The sequence below is a fragment of the Ruminiclostridium papyrosolvens C7 genome (assembly GCF_000421965.1).
Taxonomy (GTDB): domain Bacteria; phylum Bacillota; class Clostridia; order Acetivibrionales; family DSM-1351; genus Ruminiclostridium; species Ruminiclostridium papyrosolvens_A.
On the sequence record NZ_ATAY01000030.1, the window covers coordinates 82253 to 99854 of the forward strand.

The window sequence follows — 17602 nt, forward strand, 5'->3', positions numbered from 1 at the left end:
GATGAAGCATATGAAAAAAATATTCATTTTCCCTGGACAAGGGGCACAAAATCCCCAGATGCTTCAAGATATCAAGGGTTATTCGCTTAATGAAATTAAACCGGTATTTGACACTGTTTCTGAAGCGTGTAAATTTGATGTAATATCTTTTTTAGAGAGTGCAACACAGGAAAAGCTGAGCCTCACAAATTATACACAGATTGTCATGTTCGCTATGAATATGGCATATGTGAAGGTCTTAAGCGGCCTTGGAATTAAGCCGGATGTAACAGCGGGACACAGTTTGGGACAATACTGCGCTTTGGTTGCCGCAGGTGTACTTGATTTGTATGAAACAAGCTGCTTAATCAGAGAGCGAAGCCGCTTAATGAGTGAATTGAAAACGCATGGACGTTTATGTGCTGTTTCTTCTCCATGTATGTCTATAGAGTATGTAGAACAAATGTGTTCTGATATTTCAAAAGCTACAAATGACTGTCTGCAGATAGCTCTTTATAACTCAAATAAACAGATAGTTGTTGGCGGAGCAAAACCTGCTATAGAAAAATTTTATGAAGAAATTAAGGAAAATGTTGAATACAAAGCAACAATTCTGCCAGTTGGACAGGCCTTTCATACTCCTATTATGGATGAAATGCTTCCAGAATTCAGAAATCATGTTAATGATATTTCAGTTAAAGAGCCCTCAATACCGGTGATCTTAAATTGTACCGGTGATTATTATATTGAAAAAAACAACGGTGAGGATTTAAAAAACGAGCTGATTGAACAATGCCACAAGCCTGTTCGGTGGCTCCAGACAATGAATACATTATTGGAAGTTGAGAACCCTGTTATAATTGAAGTTGGGCCTGGACATTCTTTATCGGGGCTGTTCAGAAATCTGACAAAAGAAGTAAAGGTTTGGTGCTCGGAAGATAAAAAAAGTGTAATGATGCTCAGTAAAAAAATAAACCAGGAATGAATGGAGGTGTACATATGTGGAAGTTATTTGATGAAGGATGCACAGCATTAGTAACCGGTGCTTCAAGAGGTATTGGCAGGGCAATTGCCTTGGAATTGGCAAGGCAGGGAGTTGATGTTGCAATAAATTATCGCTCCAATGAAGAAATGGCTATATCTTTAAAAGAAGAAATAGAAGAAATGGGGCGCCAGGCTCTTATTATTAAGGCAGATATGCAAAACCCTGATGAAATAAAGCAAATGTTCAAGCAAATAAAAAGCCAGTTTAGACATATTGACATTCTTGTAAATAATGCCGGAATAATTAAGGATGGTTATCTTATGATGATGAGCGAGGCCAGTTTTCAAAAGGTTATAGATACGAACCTTTTGGGCTGCTTCAGGATTTCGCAGGAGGCATTGAAAATGATGTGCTCTGCGAAAAAAGGAGTAATAGTTAATATTGCATCAACAAGCGGAATTGTGGGACAAGAGGGTCAAGCTAACTATTCTGCATCCAAGGCAGGCATAATTGCCTTCTCAAAGGTAGTTGCAAAGGAATATGCCAGATACGGAATAAGATGTAATGTTGTAGCACCCGGATTTATTGAAACAGATATGACAAACGACTCAGGAGGTAAATCTCTTAAAGACAAATATATGGATTTTATTTCTCTCAAGCATTTCGGAGAGCCTCAGGATATTGCAGATGCAGTTGCATTTCTGGCTTCATCCCGTTCAAAATACATAACCGGCAAAGTTCTAACAGTGGATGGAGGCTTAATCGATTAAGACAAAACTTGTTTTTATATAAAATTAAAATTAAGGTAAGGAGAATGAACTATGAATGATATTTATAAGAAAGCAGAAGAAAGAGAAAAACTTTGTAGAGAAATCAAGAGCATGATGGTTGAACAGCTTGATATTGAAATGGACCCTGAATTTATAACCAATGATCAACCAATTTTCGGACGTGGTCTGGAACTGGACTCAATTGATGCTCTTGAGTTGGCTGTTGGCATATATGACAAGTTTGAAATATCTGTAACAGATGATAACACTACAATCTTTAGTTCTGTTAATACAATGGCAGACTATATAGAGGTTCAAAAACTGGAAAACGAGGGTTGAATAAATGAAATTTACGACCAAAGAAATTATGTCGATACTTCCCCATAAAGCCCCATTTTTACTTGTAGACAAGGTGATTGAGTGTGAACCGGGCAAATATGCATTAGGTATAAAAAATGTGACTATTGATGAACCGTTCTTTCAAGGTCATTTCCCTACAGAACCTATATTACCGGGCGTTCTTATTGTCGAATCTATAGCACAGGTAACTGCTGTAATGTACTGTGCTGAATTTATGGAGTCAATGAAACAGGACGCTTCGGCAAATAACCTGAGTGAGGTTGATATTGCTAAGAAAATAGCAGAGCATGTAGGATATCTTGTTGAAATTAAATCAATGAAATTCAAAAAAACGGTTCATCCGGGTGATACTTTACATATTCAAGTTTGGAAAAAAACTACATTTGCTTCACTCTCTTTGATAGAAGCTAAAGTTGTGGTGGATAATGAAATCGTTGCAGAAGGAAAGATTTCAGTATCAGAAAAAAACTAATAAACTCCATAACATTGACAAAAGGTGGGCTAATTCATGGGAAAAATAATTAAAGTAAATAATTTGATAAAAAATTACGGATCCGTTGAAGCTGTAAAGAATATATCTTTTGAAGTTGAAAAAGGAAGTTTGTTTGCTTTTTTAGGTACGAATGGAGCCGGTAAATCCACGACAATAGATATACTATCAACGTTGATAACAAAAAATTCAGGTAGTGTTGTGATTAATGAGTTGGAACTGGGAAAAGACGACCAAAAAATCCGCAAAGATATCGGGGTCGTGTTCCAAAACAGTGTTCTGGATAATTTACTTACAGTAAGAGAGAATCTGTCTATAAGAGGCTCATTTTACGGCTTAAGCGGCTCTGCATTAAAGGAGAGGATAACCGAGGCCTCTAAAATAACGGAATGTGATGAATTCATGGACCGTAGGTATGGAAAGCTTTCCGGAGGACAAAAAAGAAGGGCGGATATTGCCCGGGCATTGATAAATCAGCCAAAGATATTATTTTTAGATGAGCCTACAACAGGTCTGGACCCTAAAACCAGGACATCCATTTGGAATACAATCGGAGAAATGCAAAAGCACTTAGGAATGACTGTTTTTCTGACAACACATTACATGGAAGAAGCTGCAAATGCAGATACAATTACAATTATAAATCAAGGGCAAATTGTTGCTGAAGGTACTCCATACAACTTAAAGGAAAAGTACACCGATGATTTACTCAAGATTTATGATGCCGAGGAAGAAGTGGTTCGGTATTTAAACGAAAAAAAGATACTTTATAGCATGGACAAGAATGTAGTTTCGATTAATATCAAGGCTGCTGAAAGTGCAATAAACATATTAGCTGATTTAAAGGGTTGTATTACCTCTTTTGAAATGATACACGGTAATATGGATGATGTATTCTTAAAGGCAATAGGACAAAGTAGGGAGGAAGCTGAATGTTAAGAAAACTAATTTATCGTAATTCCAAACTTTACTTCCGAGACAGGACGTCTGTATTTTTTTCTATGCTGGCAGTTCTGATTGTGATAGCATTATATATTTTGTTTTTAGCAAAGTTGCAGGTAGATGCCGTAAATCAGCAAACAAATGGCATACTTAACGGAGACGATTTATCCTATCTCATAAATAGCTGGATTTTAGCAGGACTGTTGTCCATTACTACACTGACAAGTACATTAGGTGCATTAGGAACAATGGTAAATGACCGGGAGAACAGAATTGTAATGGACTTTAAAAGTTCCCCCCTTTCAGCAATGACATATCCTGTTTCATGTGTAATAACATCATTTACAGTTGGAACTATCATAAGTGTTATATCCTTTGCAGTTTATGGGGGTTACATTTATTTTGGTACCGGGTATTTCTTCAGTATCGGAATGATTTTAAAATGTCTTGGACTGATTTGCCTGTCTGCTATGATGAGTGCTGCATTGATGGGCTTTATGGTGTCATTCTTTTCAACAAACAGTGCATATTCATCTGCCAGTTTGATAATCGGAACAACAATAGGATTTTTAAATGGGCTTTATGTGCCTATGGGATCATTACCAGAAACCATTCAAAGTGTATTAAAGTTCCTGCCCTTCGGGCATATCGCTTCACTTTTCAGACGTGTACTTATGCAGGAGTCGGTTGATTTGTGCTTTAAAAATGCTCCAATGTCGGTGCGTGATAGTTACACCCGTGATTTTGGGGTGAATCTGGTCTGGAATGGAAGTGAAATCAGGTCATACATTTCAATCATATTTATCTTAGGAGTTTTACTTATTTCATTAATATTGTTTTTTATTAATTTCAGACGCAAAAAACAAGAAATATAATTTTTATAGGAGGTTTATATGTTTACAAGCAAATTGGAAAATAAGTACAGTGAGAGAGCAGAGTTTATTGAAGTTAAGGATCGGAAAGTGGTAAAAACCTTAGGAAACCTTCAAAAAGAGTATACGGCACTTAGAGAAGGTGCTATGTTTTATGATTGCAGTACATACGGCTTGTTTTCAGTACATGGGGATAAAGCTGAGCTGTTCCTTGAAAATCTCGCTACAAAGGACATACAATACCTTAATGTAGGAAATGTCAGCGAATGTTATTTTCTCAATGAAGAGGCTGAAATTGTAGGAAATGTATTTGTAGTACGTAGAGAAAATGATTTTATTGTGATTTCGCCATGGGAGAAGGCAGCTGATGTTAAAGAATGGCTTGTTATACAGGCTAAGGAGTCAGAATATGAAATTGAGATAAAAGATTTGTTTGATACAATGGCAATCGTATCAACAGAAGGCCCCAAGTCATGGAAAGTTGTTAAAAAGATTTTTGGTGTTGAAATTGAAAATCTTGCACTTAGAGCCTCCATGTCATTTTCATGGAGCGGACAGGAAATCCTTCTTATACGTGCAGGTCGTTCAAGTGAGTACGGATATATTGCAATATCATCAATTGAAGGCGGATTAAATATATACGATAAACTTTTGAATGAGGAAGGTCAATGGGATTTCCCGGTGAATGAAGGCGGACTGGAATGTATTGAACTTGCAATGCTTGAAGTTCACCAGCCAAATTTTTTAAGAGAAACCTCCGAACACGGAAATATATTTGAACTTGCTCAGCAATGGCAAATACAATATGACAAAGAAGACTATATCGGATACGAAAAAATGATGGAAATATTTAAAACGGCAAATTCGAAAGGTGCTGTAGGCTTTGTAGCAAATGAAAGCCAAATTCCTTATGAGGCAGGCGACAAAATATATCTGAACGAAGCTTGTATAGGACATGTTGTTTATTCTCTTTACTCAATAAAGCTTTGCAAGCCTTTAGGAATAGCTTTGCTAAACAATCCTTATGCAAATGCCGGCCTGACACTTGAAGTAAAAACCCCAGATGGAGTACTGCAAAATATACAGACAATTTCAGGTCCATTTATACGTCCTTTGAGCTGGGATCAAAAAATGGAATAATCATTTTTTCAAATACATAGAAAGGTATAATTAACCATATGAAACCAAAAAATCAGATTGTTATCACAGGTTATGGAATTGTTTCTGCAATGGGTCTTGATAAGGAAGAGAACAGATTAAATGTTTTTGCAGGTAAACAAGGTATATCAAATTGTGAATTTGAATATAAGGATGGCGTATTTGCATCCCCATCAGGGGTAATAACCCGGGAGCTTCCTGAACATCCCTTCTATGAAAAGTATGATTTATATCCCGACAGGGCCTCAAATTTGGCGTTAATAGCGGCGGACGAGTGTATTAAGCAGTCAAATATAGACTTTAACACTATAAATCCTTTAAGGGTTGGAATTGTTGTAGGTACATCCCTCGGTGGAATGAGAAGTGCTGATGTTTTTCACAAGCAATGGATAGAACAGGGAATTGACAAAACTGACAGTAATCTGCTAAAGCAATATCCATTACATGCAGTTGCAGATATTCTTGCCAAAGAGTATGGGTTTAATGGTTCAAAAATAATTATATCTACAGCCTGTTCCTCCGGTGCGAATGCCATTGGCTTAGGCTATGATCTTCTGAAAAGAGGAATGTATGATATAGTTTTGGCCGGTGGTGTTGACCCTATTTCAAGGTTTTCCTTTGCAGGTTTTACATCCTTGAAAGCAATTGATTCAAAGCCTTGCAGGCCATTCAGCGGAAGTACCGGAATCAATCTGGGTGAGGGGGCAGCATTTTTTATACTCGAGTCAGACGAATATGCTCAAAAGAGAAAGGCTTCAGTTATTACTGAGGTTCGGGGATATGGTATTACTGCCGATGCATATCATCCTACAGCGCCTGATTTAAGTGGAAATGGTGCTTTCAGATCAATGACTGCGGCAAAGGAAAACGGAATTTGTGAAACAGGTGATATTACATACATAAACGGACACGGCACCGGTACATTGGCAAACGACAGTGCAGAAAAAAAGGCATGGAGAGCTTTTGTTAAGGAAAATACAGATATTCCTTTGATGAGCAATAAAGCAGCATTAGGGCATTGTATGGGTGCGGCAGGAGCTGTTGAAATTGCAATTTCTGTTATGTCAATTGAAAATGATCAAATTCCTCCTACCGTCAACTTCAATACTCAAGAAGCTAAAGATATTGATGAGATTAATTTTGTTCCAAACAAGGCCATACCTTGTGAAGTAAATAATGTAATTTCAAATTCTTATGCCTTTGGAGGTAATAACTGTTCTGTTTTACTTTCAAAATACATTAAAAGAACACCCGTACAAAACAAAGAATGTGATATTGTCATAACCGGAATAGGCTGTATTGGCAGTGGCGGTGGAACAGCAGAAAAATTATTTAAAACTTTTGAAGACGGCTCAAACTGGATAGAAGAAATTGATGTCCAAAATAGGGATTTTAATACAAAATATGTAGGAAAAATGCCAGAGGTTGATTATAAAAAGTATATTAAGGGAAGTACATTACGCAGGATGGATACAGTTACTAAAATGGCCATGACTAGCGGAAAACAAGCATTAAATAGCAGTGGTCTGAAAGTAACACCACAGAATTGTACACGTATTGGTGTCTTATACGGTACTGGTACAGGGCCTCTTGAAACAATTGAAAATGTCAGCAGAAAAATGATTACAGGCGGATTAAACAGCATTGACCCCAACAACTTTCCCAATACAGTTTTAAATGCGGCCCCCGGAAATTTCTCTATAGCCAATATGCTTAAAGGGCCTACATCAACAATTTCGGCCGGAAGTGTATCCGGGCTTGATGCATTCATATATGCATCTGAATTACTGAAAAATAATCAAGCAGATGCAGTTATAGTACTGTCTTCCGACGAATGGAATGAAGCATTGCAGATAGGAAATGAAAGATTAGGCTTGCTTACAAAGAACGGAAAATTACCATTTGATAAGGATGCAAGTGGAATGATTCTTTCACCTGGTTCTACTGCTTTTGTACTGGAAAGAAAAGATTATGCACTCCAAAGAGGAGCTAAAATACTGGCCCAGGTTTACGGATACTCTATGACATCAGATAACGCAGACTTATGCAGCTTTGAGGCGGAAGGGACCCAGTGGATTGAAGGCGTGGAGCTGGCCCGTAAAATGGCAGATGATATTCATATTGATTACTATGCTTCTACAGCTTACGGCATTCCGATGGTTGATAGGAAGGAAGCGGAGCTTATGGCAAAATCACTTGATGATGATACTATTATCCGTTCAATTCCTCGTTTAATTGGAGCAACATCGGGTTCACTGGGCTCATATGGACTTTTGAGCTGCATATATGCATTAGAGAAAAATACTGTTCCAAACCATGGGAATGTTGACGGACTTTCAGAAGAATACGATAGCTTACTGAACCGTACCCAAAATACAGGGACAATTGATTGTGCTGCAGTGAGTGCAGCATCATTTGGCGGATCTTATACAACTGTTATTATAGGAAAGGTTCCATAGGGGATAATATTATGAAGTATTTTGTTCTTAATGGTAGTCCGAGAAAAGAACGCAGTATGACTATGAATGTTGTCAGAAGTTTTCTTAACGGGATAGAAGAAGCAGACCCTGAACCACAAATTGATATAGTTCATCTTGCAAAATGTAATATTCAGCATTGCAGAAGCTGTTATGCCTGCTGGTCCCATGTATGTGAGGGAGAATGTGTTATCACCAAGAGAAATATAGATGATATGGCACCCCTTATGGATAAGTACCTTGCCGCTGATAAAATAATTATGGCAACACCAATGCATTTTTTTGCCATATCAAGTTATCTGCAGAAGTTCCTTGAACGCACATTTCCTTTGATAAAGCCGATCTATATACCAGCGGAGCAGGATGATAAATATAAAGATATGTCTACGAAAGATATAGCTGTTATATCAACCTGTAAGGTTGCCTTTGACGGTGTATGGGACTGCATAGATGCACAAATGCAGTTAATCAGCAGGAAAAGATACCAGAGGATATTTTCTACACAGCCGCTTGCTGTTAGTAATAAGGATAAGGAACTTACTGAGAATTTCTTGAACACAGTAACTCTGGCAGGAAAAGAATTTGCTTTATGCGGAGAATTTTCAGAAGCTGTCAGACAAAGCCTTGAGAAAAGCATACAGGCTATGGGTGAACAGATTGATACACGAAATATAGGGTTTTAGGGGAAAAAGATGAAAATTTCTATAATCATACCGTATAGTCAACGCGGGACCCAAATTAAGCTTTGCCTTGAGGGCTTGCAAAAACAAAAGATGCCTTTTGGTGATTTTGAAGTTATTATTGTTGGAGATGCAAATGATACATTATTAAATCAAGGTGAAATGATAATAAAACATATACCTTTCGATGTAAGTTCCTATGAAAGGTTTCCCTTTGCCATGATGAGAAACGAAGGTGCAGAAAAGGCAGAAGGCAGTGTATTGGTATTTCTGGATTGCGATATTATTTTATCTTCGGATTTTCTCTCAAATACATGGCTTGAACATAGGGAAGAGAAAAAGCTTTCTTTTGCTTTGCGAAAAAAGTTGCCGGAAGATTCATGTATAAACTCAATTACTGAGGTCAGGAGATACCGGTGCGACAGAGATGAACGAGAGGAAGTATGCTCGTTCTTCGGTGGTAATTACGAAAAAATTGAAACTCTTTGGCTCTGGGTTTACAGCCATACGATGTGCATAAATAAGGATGAGTTTTTTGAGTCGGGGAAATTTTGTGAAAATCTTAAAGGATGGGGCTTGGAAGATTCGGAATTTGCTTACCGTATCATGAAAAAAGGAGTTCCTATTGTGTGCGACACTAAAAGCAGGTGTTATCATGTATGGCATCCTGAGAATTTTGACAAAAGCAGAGCAGAAGGATATAAAAAGAATCTTGATATAATCCGCTCAATATATAAGGACCCTGTATTAGATGGTTTGGATTTGTGTGCTGGGTGTTTGGAACCGAAATCCATGCTTAAGCTTGTCAGTTATGGAATGTCTCCTCAAGCACTGTCCCTGTTTTTATATGAAAGCTATGTAAGAGGTTACCAACACAATATTGCTGAATTGGAGGATTAAAAATGTCTAAGGAATTTAATAAAAATGAACTGGTTGAGACAGAAATAAAGGTTAGGTTGGTTGAATGTGACCCTTATGAAATAGCTCATAATTCCAGCTATTTTGTTTGGTTTGAAATGGGCAGATTTGATTATGCCGAAGCGAACGGGTACAAATTAACAAGTATGGCAGCAGATGAGGAAACGGTTTATATTACACTGCATACGAAATGTAAATACATAAAATCATGTAGATTCAAAGACGAATTAGTTGTTAAAACCCGTATTACAAAGCCCCCCTTTATATTTGCAAAATATAATTTTGAACAAAAATTGTATAACAAAAATACAGGTGAATTGATTGCAAAATGCTGGACTGAAAATGCAGCGGTCAGTAAATCAAAAAAATGCGTGTTGAGAGTTTCAGAAGACAACGCATTAGTAAGCCTAAAATAGAATTGGATTGATTATTTGTGAAAAGAGTTTTAGTTGCATCAGCAGCATATAATTGGGCAGAGACTCATAGAATGGCTGCTATTGGAAAAGTGTTCTCAAAGAAGGGTTATGAGGTATACAGTATTGGAAAAGGGTGTTATGAACATTTATTGCAGGAAAATATGATACACCTCAAAATGAAAGCAGACGATATGTGGTACTCGGAAGACAGAATACATAAGTTAATGCATATGGACGATTATGGAAATGATTACTGTACCGAAGCTGAGCTAAAAACTATAGTATCTGAGGAAATAGAATTACTGCAGAGAATTAACCCTGATATAGTGATTACCGGATACCGTACAACAATGTCCCTTTCCTGCAAGTATACAAAAATACCTATAGTATGGGTATTATCAGCCGTAGTATCACCTATATATTTTAAACTGGGACTTGCAAGCATGCCTGAACGTACACCCTTAGATTATGTTAAAAATATTAAAGATAAAAAAACTCAGTCGAGGTATTACAGTACACTTGCACTTAAAAATAACGGGACATCGAAAGTGTGGAATAAGGTTGCACAAGAATATGGGTTGAAGACTTTTAAATCCGATTTGGATATTTTCAACGGGGACTTTAATCTGATGTCAGATATTGCCGAGTTATTTCAGGACTTTAAGGATTTGCCTGAAAACTATAGCTTTTGTGGCCCTTTGTTTAATTATGAAAAAATATATTTACCGGAGAGTGTAACTAATTATAATGATGTTGGGCGAAAAAAGATCTTCGTTTCAATGGGTTCATCAGGAGAGAAGAAGATATTTTTAAAACTCTTAGAGCTGTTAAAGGATATAGATGCAGACATTTTTGTCTCAACAACATCAATACTTGCTGAAGAGGAGACAGTGGTTTTTCCTGATAATTTCTATTTTGCAAAAGCCTTTCCCCACAAAGAAATGGCGGAGAGGGTAAACTTATCAATAATACATGGTGGACAGGGAACAGTTTACACAACTATTTTAGCCGGAAAACCATTTATAGGAATTCCTATGTTTAGTGAACAGCAATATAACCTTGAAAATATAGAGAAATTCGGCAGTTGTATTCATTTAAGGGTCAGCGACTTAAATGCAGAAAATTTTAAGAAAAGCATAGATAAAATTATTTCAGCTAATTCTTATATTGATAATGCTAAGAAATTAAAGGAGCTAGTTGTACCTTATTATGAAGATGAAAACAGAAATGCAAGTGTCATAGCTGCTTCAAAAATAGTGGAGTATTTTAATGAAGGGTAAAACAAAAATATATTACATGTCGTTTAAATCCTTAAATGAAAGTAATTTGGAGCAATTAAAGCAGAATGAAAAAAAGTATATGCAGATTCTTTGTGAGTATGCTTTTAAGGACTATTTAAGGGATTCCAAGGAGAATGATTTGCAGGACATGCCTACCGGAAGAACAGAGCACATATCCAAAAGCCATTCTAATGGTTATGTTGTCATTGGTATAAGTCCCCGGCCTATAGGATGTGACATTGAAAAAGTAAGAACGGATTGGACAAGAGAGGACTTGAAAAAACGGATTTGCTTTTATCTTGACTCGGATTCTCAATTGGCGGTACTTAATTCATCGGATCCGCAAAGAAACGCAATTATCGCTTGGACCAGAAAAGAAAGTTATTTTAAGGTTCACCAAACACGTTGTGTTTCCAAGGAATTTGAAATAGCAAGTTTATATGAAACAGTCCATGGTAAACATATGAAATTTGTCAGTATTCAAGTTGATAAAGATATGATTTTAACATGCTATATAGATATTAAATCTGATGTAGAATGGATACAGGTATTAGTTTAAATCAATTAAATAGTCATAATGAAATGGAAAAATATATCGGTTGTAACAATACACAAATTAATGCAATCTAAAAGGACTGAGTCCGGTGCAAAATCGGATGCAGTCCTATAGAGCATACTGAATAAACGTTTTTGGTTCAGCTACTAGCTGTTTTTAATTTCGTCTTTTAAAAGGACTTTTACAATGTCGATAATATCCTCATCAATTACACGATAGCAAATTTCAAGCCCCTTTCGCTCTCCGTCAATTATACCTGCCGACTTTAGTTTTGCAAGGTGCTGTGATACTGTAGACTGGGGAAGGCCAAGACATTCCTGTATTTTGGTTACATTACAGCCACCTTCTATTAACCCTTTTACAATACACAGCCTTTGAGGATGAGCCAGTGCTTTTATTTTATCGGCTTTCTTTTCATAAATTTTTAAATCTATCAAAATTGTAATCCCCCTTTTTAAAACATAGCCCTGATATAAATTATTCCCTAAATAAACAAACTCATATCCGATTCTTCGGCAGAACTCAAGAATGAGGCCACGCCTCCAATAGTAACTCCGTCAATAAGTTCTTCTTTTTTAATCCCCATTATATCCATTGACATATTGCAGGCTACAAATTCAATTCCGTTATTCTGTGCCTGAGCAACAAGTTCTTCCAATGAATATATGTTCTTTTTATTCATAAGATGACGTATCATTTTTGGTCCCACGCCTGCCATGTTCATTTTGGACAGTGACAATTTACCTGATCCCTTAGGCATCATAACACCAAACATTCTTGAAATAAAGTCTTTTTTTATACTGGCGGAATTTTTTTGCTTTCTAAGAATATTCAATCCCCAAAAGGTAAAAAACATTGTAACCTTTCTTCCCATTGAGGCTGCTCCGTTTGCTATAATAAAAGACGCTATAGCCTTATCAAGGTCGTTACTGAACACAATCATAGATTTATTATTCTTGTTTTTATACTGCACTTCCATTGCATTATCCTCTTTTATTCCTTTTTTTATTTTGGCAATAAAGGTTTTGTTTTCGAATTTAACCCCAAGAAGCTCATTACCTGTGGATTTACACCAGGTTTTTATATCTTCCTGAAAGGCCGGGTCTGTAGCTTTAACCTCCATAATATCGTTATCATTTAGAGACTTCATTGTGTCGAATACTTTCATAATTGGGCCGGGACACTGCAGACCACATGCATCAAGTTCAATCACGGAAGAAGGGCTTTCTTCCAAAGAGTGCAACTCCTGCAATTGGTTTTCAAATATACCTTCATTTGTCTGCTTCTCAACAGCCATTCTGTATGTTTTGAGACCTCCGCTAAGATTTCTGGCATCGAAACCCTTTTGAGTGAGTATTCTTGCTGCAAGATAGCCTCTTAAACCCACCTGGCAGAATATAAATATAGTTTTGTCCTTCGGGAGTTCGTGGAGTCTGCTCCGCAGTTCATCCAGAGGAATGTTAACTGCACCATTTATAGTTCCAAGCTGGAATTCCTCACGTTCCCGGACATCCAACAATACCCCGTTATCTTTATTTATGCTGTCAACTTCATTCCAATGAAAAATACTGCAATTATTTTTTAGTATGTTTGAAGCCGTGAAGCCTGCAACATTCACAGGGTCCTTTGCCGATGAAAACGGCGGGGCATAGGCTAATTCAAGCTTTTCAAGATCGTATACAGTCATTCCGGCTCTTATGGCTGTTGAGAGAATATCAATTCTTTTGTCTACGCCGTCATATCCTACAATCTGCGCTCCCAGAAGTTTTCCGTTGGTTTTTTCAAAAACAACCTTAATGGACATGGGGATACCTCCCGGGTAATAGCTTGCATGTGAGGCTGAATGAGTGAAAGATTTTTCATATTCAATATTGTTTCTTTGCAGCAAGCGCTCACTGTTACCGGTAATGGCAACTGCCAAATCAAAAACTTTTACAATAGAGGTTCCCTGAGTACCTTCGTATTTCTCATTACCTCCGCAGATATTATCGGCAGCAATTCGTCCTTGTTTGTTTGCAGGCCCTGCCAGAGGAATAAGAGCAGGATTTTGGCTTATAAAATCTTTTACCTGTACAGCGTCTCCCACAGCATAAATGTCAGGGTCAGAAGTCTGAAGATACTCATTGACACTGATTCCACCCGAGCTTCCGATTGTAAGTTTTGCATCTGCTGCCAAACGTACATCGGGGCGGACACCAATACCCATTATGACCATATCGGCTTTAATCAACTTGCCGCTTGCCAGCTTAACATTTATATGGGTTCCGTTGTCATCAAAGGCTGATACTGCGTCCTTTAATATAAGTTCAACGTTTTTCATTCTCAGGTGGTTATGGACAATAGCTGCCATGTCATAATCCATAGGCCCGATAACATGGTCTGACAGCTCAACAACTGAAACGTTAATTCCCCTCATATGGAGATTCTCTGCCATTTCAAGACCTATAAAGCCTGCACCTACAACCACAGCTCTGCGAGGATTCATTTTATCCACATAGTCCTTGATACTGTATGTATCAGGAATATTTCTTAAAGTAAAAATCCTTGAGGAATTAATTCCGGGAAGCTGCGGTCTGATAGGCTCTGCACCGGGAGATAACACAAGTTTGTCATAGGACTCTGTATATGTGCTATTTCCAGAAAGGTCTTTAATTTCAACTATTTTCTTTAAAGGGTCTATTCTCAGAACTTCGCTATTAACTCTTACATCTATTCCAAAACGTTGCTTCATTTTTTCGGGGGTGACTACAATAAGATTCTCTTTTTGGGTTATTACTTCACCAACATAATAAGGAAGGCCGCAGTTAGCAAAAGATATATGCTGCCCCTTCTCAAACAGAATGATTTCTGCATTTTCATCAAGTCTTCTAAGTCTTGCGGCAGCACTTGCACCTCCTGCAACTCCACCTACTATTATCACTTTTAAGCTCATATATTAAGACCTCCAATAATATTTATATATCATTATATTTAAATAATACGATATAAGTTCCTGTTCTGTCAATAAATTATAAGAATATAAAAGTAAATTACAGGTAAAATAAGTATATTGATTTAATAAATAGGTATAAGGAGTGTAATGTCATGAGCAATAAGAAAATTAAAAAAAGTAATAAGCAGAAGCAAGACGGTGCTTTCCATTCAAAAAATATAAAACATGATCCCCAAGCGGAAAGTGCCAGAGCAAAATTCGGTAAGGAGACTCCGGCATCTGAATAAATTGAATAAACAGTCTAAGATTTTAAAAATGGGGTTGTCGAAAAACAGATAGTTTTTCTGTTTTAACACTGGTACTACCGTATAAAATTATATCAATGATTGCTTCCAAGATATTTGCAAGAGTTTCTGGCGGCTCATCATAGGATATTTTACCGTCGCTCACATTCATCGTCCATAATTCATGGTTTCGCTAAAACTTACATCGTGTAAGTTTTCCGGTAAAATATCCATGTTCAACCATAAACAACTGCAAATATCTTTAATCAAGCTTCCATTGATATAATTTATACTCTAAGTATAGGTTAAGAAAGATAAAAATTAATTTTTCGACAACCCCATTTGTTATTGCTTAGGCATAGGAGGATATCTGCCGATATATATATTGGCGATTAATCAGTAAATATTAACCAATTCAAAGGAGGATTTATCTAAATGAAAAAAATTATTGCCGTACTTCTATGTATTATGTTGCTTCTTAACACCGGAATTGTTATGGCAGCGCAGACCAGCTCCGTACAAGAGGATAAGGCGGCAAAGATTATTATTGACGGAGTTCCGCTAAAGCTTTCCAATGTGGCCATAATCAAGGATAAAAAGCTTATGCTGTCCACAGAAGTGTTTACAGGTTTGGGAGTAGCTAAAACCGGTCAGGTTTGGGATAAAAGTAAAACAAAGCTTACTTTAACAAAGGGAAAAACAAAGCTTGTTATGCAGATTAACAGTTCAACTGCCACATTAAACGGTACTAAAAAAACTGTTTCCGTAAAGCCATTTTTATATAAAAGTAAAGCATATTTTCCGGTTGATTTTGTTGCAGACTGTTTTGGCAGAAATATAAATAAGGATAGTCAGACCAATACATATTTCCTAAGAGATAAATCCTCATTTTCAAAAAACAAGTTACTTTTAGACAATGTTCTAAAATCAATGAATTCAGTTTCAAAGTTAAAGGTCAAAGAGAATGCAGAGCTTTCATTAAAGGGAACTGGCCTTGATATAAAACTTACTGCACCTGTATCAACTTTAATGGATTTAAAATCAAAAAAAGCCTTCAGTACTATTAACTACAAAATGAATACAAATGGTGAAGTTACAGAGAATAATATTCTTATTGCCATGAATGACAACAAGCAATATTCCCAGGTTGACCAGGGAGAATGGACTCATGAGGATATGAGCGAGAAAGAATTTACTGACGGCTTTGCGTTCAATTCTTTAGTAAAGTATGACAATACTATTTTATCTGCGTTAACTTCCGTTAACGGAAAAGATAAGAACGAAGTAATTCTTAAAGGAAACGTTATTATCGGTAGTACATTATCCGATTTTTTAACCAGTCAGGAGTTAATCAAAAATCAAATTTCTTCAAAATACGTTGAGTTGACTATAAATACAAGTACAAACTGTATCAGTAAAATTATATTAAAAGAATCAGGAACTACTGATATAGAAGGTACAAAGTACAATTTTTCAGTAACCTACCAAATGAATTTTTCAGATATAAACGGAAACTTTGAGGTAGAAATGCCAAGTGATTTGAACTCATAATAAATTAAAAGCCTTGCACCGTCTGATACGCTGCAAGGCTTTTAATTTGCCACTATTTAAAAGAATCCCATAAATCCTGCTATTAAAACTATAACTGCAAAAATCATTCTGTATATTGCAAAGGATTTGAGAGGCTTTCTTTTCAGATATGAAATAAACTGACTGATTACAGCTACAGATACTAAAAACGCTACTACAAACCCAACTACAAGGGAGATTAGTTCGGCAGCCGGAAGTGAGGTCAGGCCTCCGATTTTGATAATTTCCAAAAGGCTATAGCCAAACATGACCGGAATGGCAAGGAAGAATGAAAACTCTGCTCCTACAACAGTAGAAAGACCAGCGACCCATCCACCTATAATTGTTGAGGCGGAACGGGACATACCCGGAATTATTGCCAGACACTGAAAAGCACCGATTATCAAGGCTTGCTTTGGAGTTACGCTCAGCTTTTGCTTACCTAGATTGTTGTTTCGGAATCTCTTTTCTGCATATATCATCCACAAACCGCCTAGTATCAGAACAATAGCTACTGTGACAGGAGTCATAAGATATTTTTCAACGGGCTTATCCAGTAGAAGCTTAACAGCTGCTCCGGGGAGGCAGGCTATAAAAATCATAAACCAGAATTTGAAACCTGACTTTTCATACCCAACCTTCTGAGGAAAGAAATTTATAATAGTTTCCTTTATCTTTTTCCAATATAGCAGAACAACTGCCAATATGGCACCTAACTGAATTACATATGTATACATTTCAACATAGTTTGGGCTGGCACTTTTAAACCCCATTATATTTTCAAAAATAATCAAATGCCCTGTTGAAGAAATAGGGAGAAATTCAGTGACACCTTCAACAATTCCCAGAACTATTGATTTAAGCACAAATAACAAAGTATCCATTTCCTACCACCTTTTTTCATATTAAATTTGAATTGTATTTCCTGCCTATT

General features: G+C 36.8%; 19 protein-coding genes. 15 read left to right on the forward strand and 4 right to left on the reverse strand.

Going from position 1 to position 17602, the window contains the following annotated elements:
* Positions 1–10 precede the first annotated feature (10 nt).
* The 13 genes from L323_RS30115 to L323_RS30175 are packed head-to-tail and all read left to right on the forward strand — an operon-like array spanning position 11 to position 11886.
* Positions 11–964: an ACP S-malonyltransferase gene (locus L323_RS30115; RefSeq protein WP_020815381.1), complete on the forward strand. Its 954-nt coding sequence runs from the start codon at positions 11–13 to the stop codon at positions 962–964.
* A 14-nt stretch (positions 965–978) separates the two neighbouring features.
* A complete protein-coding gene (gene fabG / locus L323_RS30120; RefSeq protein ID WP_020815382.1) occupies positions 979–1734 on the forward strand; it encodes a 3-oxoacyl-[acyl-carrier-protein] reductase in 756 nt (251 codons plus the stop codon).
* 51 nt (positions 1735–1785) lie between these two features.
* Positions 1786–2073 carry a phosphopantetheine-binding protein gene (locus L323_RS30125; RefSeq protein WP_020815383.1) on the forward strand — a complete coding sequence of 96 codons (288 nt, stop codon included), beginning with the start codon at positions 1786–1788 and terminating at the stop codon, positions 2071–2073.
* Between the two features lie 4 nt (positions 2074–2077).
* Positions 2078–2566: a 3-hydroxyacyl-ACP dehydratase FabZ gene (fabZ, locus tag L323_RS30130; protein WP_020815384.1), complete on the forward strand. Its 489-nt coding sequence runs from the start codon at positions 2078–2080 to the stop codon at positions 2564–2566.
* A gap of 36 nt (positions 2567–2602) precedes the next feature.
* The gene (locus L323_RS30135; protein ID WP_020815385.1) at positions 2603–3523 is read left to right on the forward strand and encodes an ABC transporter ATP-binding protein; all 921 of its coding nucleotides are present in this window, start codon (positions 2603–2605) and stop codon (positions 3521–3523) included.
* Positions 3517–4401 (forward strand): ABC transporter permease, encoded by an 885-nt coding sequence (locus L323_RS30140; RefSeq protein WP_020815386.1) that lies wholly within the window; start codon positions 3517–3519, stop codon positions 4399–4401. Before L323_RS30135 ends, L323_RS30140 begins: the two co-directional genes overlap by 7 nt.
* An 18-nt stretch (positions 4402–4419) precedes the next feature.
* Entirely contained in the window at positions 4420–5538 is a 1119-nt protein-coding gene (locus L323_RS30145; RefSeq protein ID WP_020815387.1) for a glycine cleavage T C-terminal barrel domain-containing protein, read from the forward strand.
* A 38-nt stretch (positions 5539–5576) separates the two neighbouring features.
* A complete protein-coding gene (locus L323_RS30150; RefSeq protein ID WP_020815388.1) occupies positions 5577–8015 on the forward strand; it encodes a beta-ketoacyl-[acyl-carrier-protein] synthase family protein in 2439 nt (812 codons plus the stop codon).
* Positions 8016–8026: 11 nt separating this feature from the next.
* Positions 8027–8716 (forward strand): flavodoxin family protein, encoded by a 690-nt coding sequence (locus L323_RS30155; RefSeq protein WP_020815389.1) that lies wholly within the window; start codon positions 8027–8029, stop codon positions 8714–8716.
* Positions 8717–8725: 9 nt separating this feature from the next.
* A complete protein-coding gene (locus tag L323_RS30160) occupies positions 8726–9613 on the forward strand; it encodes a glycosyltransferase family 2 protein (RefSeq protein ID WP_020815390.1) in 888 nt (295 codons plus the stop codon).
* A 2-nt stretch (positions 9614–9615) separates the two neighbouring features.
* Positions 9616–10047: an acyl-CoA thioesterase gene (locus tag L323_RS30165; protein ID WP_014314432.1), complete on the forward strand. Its 432-nt coding sequence runs from the start codon at positions 9616–9618 to the stop codon at positions 10045–10047.
* A gap of 17 nt (positions 10048–10064) precedes the next feature.
* Complete coding sequence (locus L323_RS30170) at positions 10065–11327, forward strand: glycosyltransferase (RefSeq protein WP_020815391.1); 1263 nt, start codon at positions 10065–10067, stop codon at positions 11325–11327.
* The gene (locus L323_RS30175) at positions 11317–11886 is read left to right on the forward strand and encodes a 4'-phosphopantetheinyl transferase family protein (RefSeq protein ID WP_020815392.1); all 570 of its coding nucleotides are present in this window, start codon (positions 11317–11319) and stop codon (positions 11884–11886) included. Before L323_RS30170 ends, L323_RS30175 begins: the two co-directional genes overlap by 11 nt.
* Before the next feature lie 143 nt (positions 11887–12029).
* Here L323_RS30175 and L323_RS30180 read toward each other — a convergent pair whose 3' ends face one another.
* Positions 12030–12320 carry an ArsR/SmtB family transcription factor gene (locus L323_RS30180; protein WP_020815393.1) on the reverse strand — a complete coding sequence of 97 codons (291 nt, stop codon included), beginning with the start codon at positions 12318–12320 and terminating at the stop codon, positions 12030–12032.
* A 47-nt stretch (positions 12321–12367) separates the two neighbouring features.
* On the reverse strand, positions 12368–14815 hold the full coding sequence (locus tag L323_RS30185; RefSeq protein WP_020815394.1) for a CoA-disulfide reductase: 2448 nt from the start codon (positions 14813–14815) through the stop codon (positions 12368–12370).
* A 152-nt stretch (positions 14816–14967) separates the two neighbouring features.
* Here L323_RS30185 and L323_RS41900 point away from each other — a divergent pair, with 152 nt between their 5' ends.
* Entirely contained in the window at positions 14968–15102 is a 135-nt protein-coding gene (locus tag L323_RS41900) for a CPC_1213 family protein (protein WP_020815395.1), read from the forward strand.
* Positions 15103–15124: 22 nt separating this feature from the next.
* On the opposite strand, the gene L323_RS41355 is transcribed toward L323_RS41900, so the two are convergent.
* Entirely contained in the window at positions 15125–15265 is a 141-nt protein-coding gene (locus tag L323_RS41355; protein ID WP_165582686.1) for a hypothetical protein, read from the reverse strand.
* Between the two features lie 269 nt (positions 15266–15534).
* Between L323_RS41355 and L323_RS30190 the strand changes: the two genes are divergently transcribed.
* Positions 15535–16650, forward strand: a complete 1116-nt coding sequence (locus L323_RS30190; RefSeq protein WP_020815396.1) for a copper amine oxidase N-terminal domain-containing protein — start codon at positions 15535–15537, stop codon at positions 16648–16650.
* Positions 16651–16706: 56 nt separating this feature from the next.
* On the opposite strand, the gene L323_RS30195 is transcribed toward L323_RS30190, so the two are convergent.
* Positions 16707–17552: an undecaprenyl-diphosphate phosphatase gene (locus L323_RS30195; RefSeq protein ID WP_020815397.1), complete on the reverse strand. Its 846-nt coding sequence runs from the start codon at positions 17550–17552 to the stop codon at positions 16707–16709.
* Positions 17553–17602 lie beyond the last annotated feature (50 nt).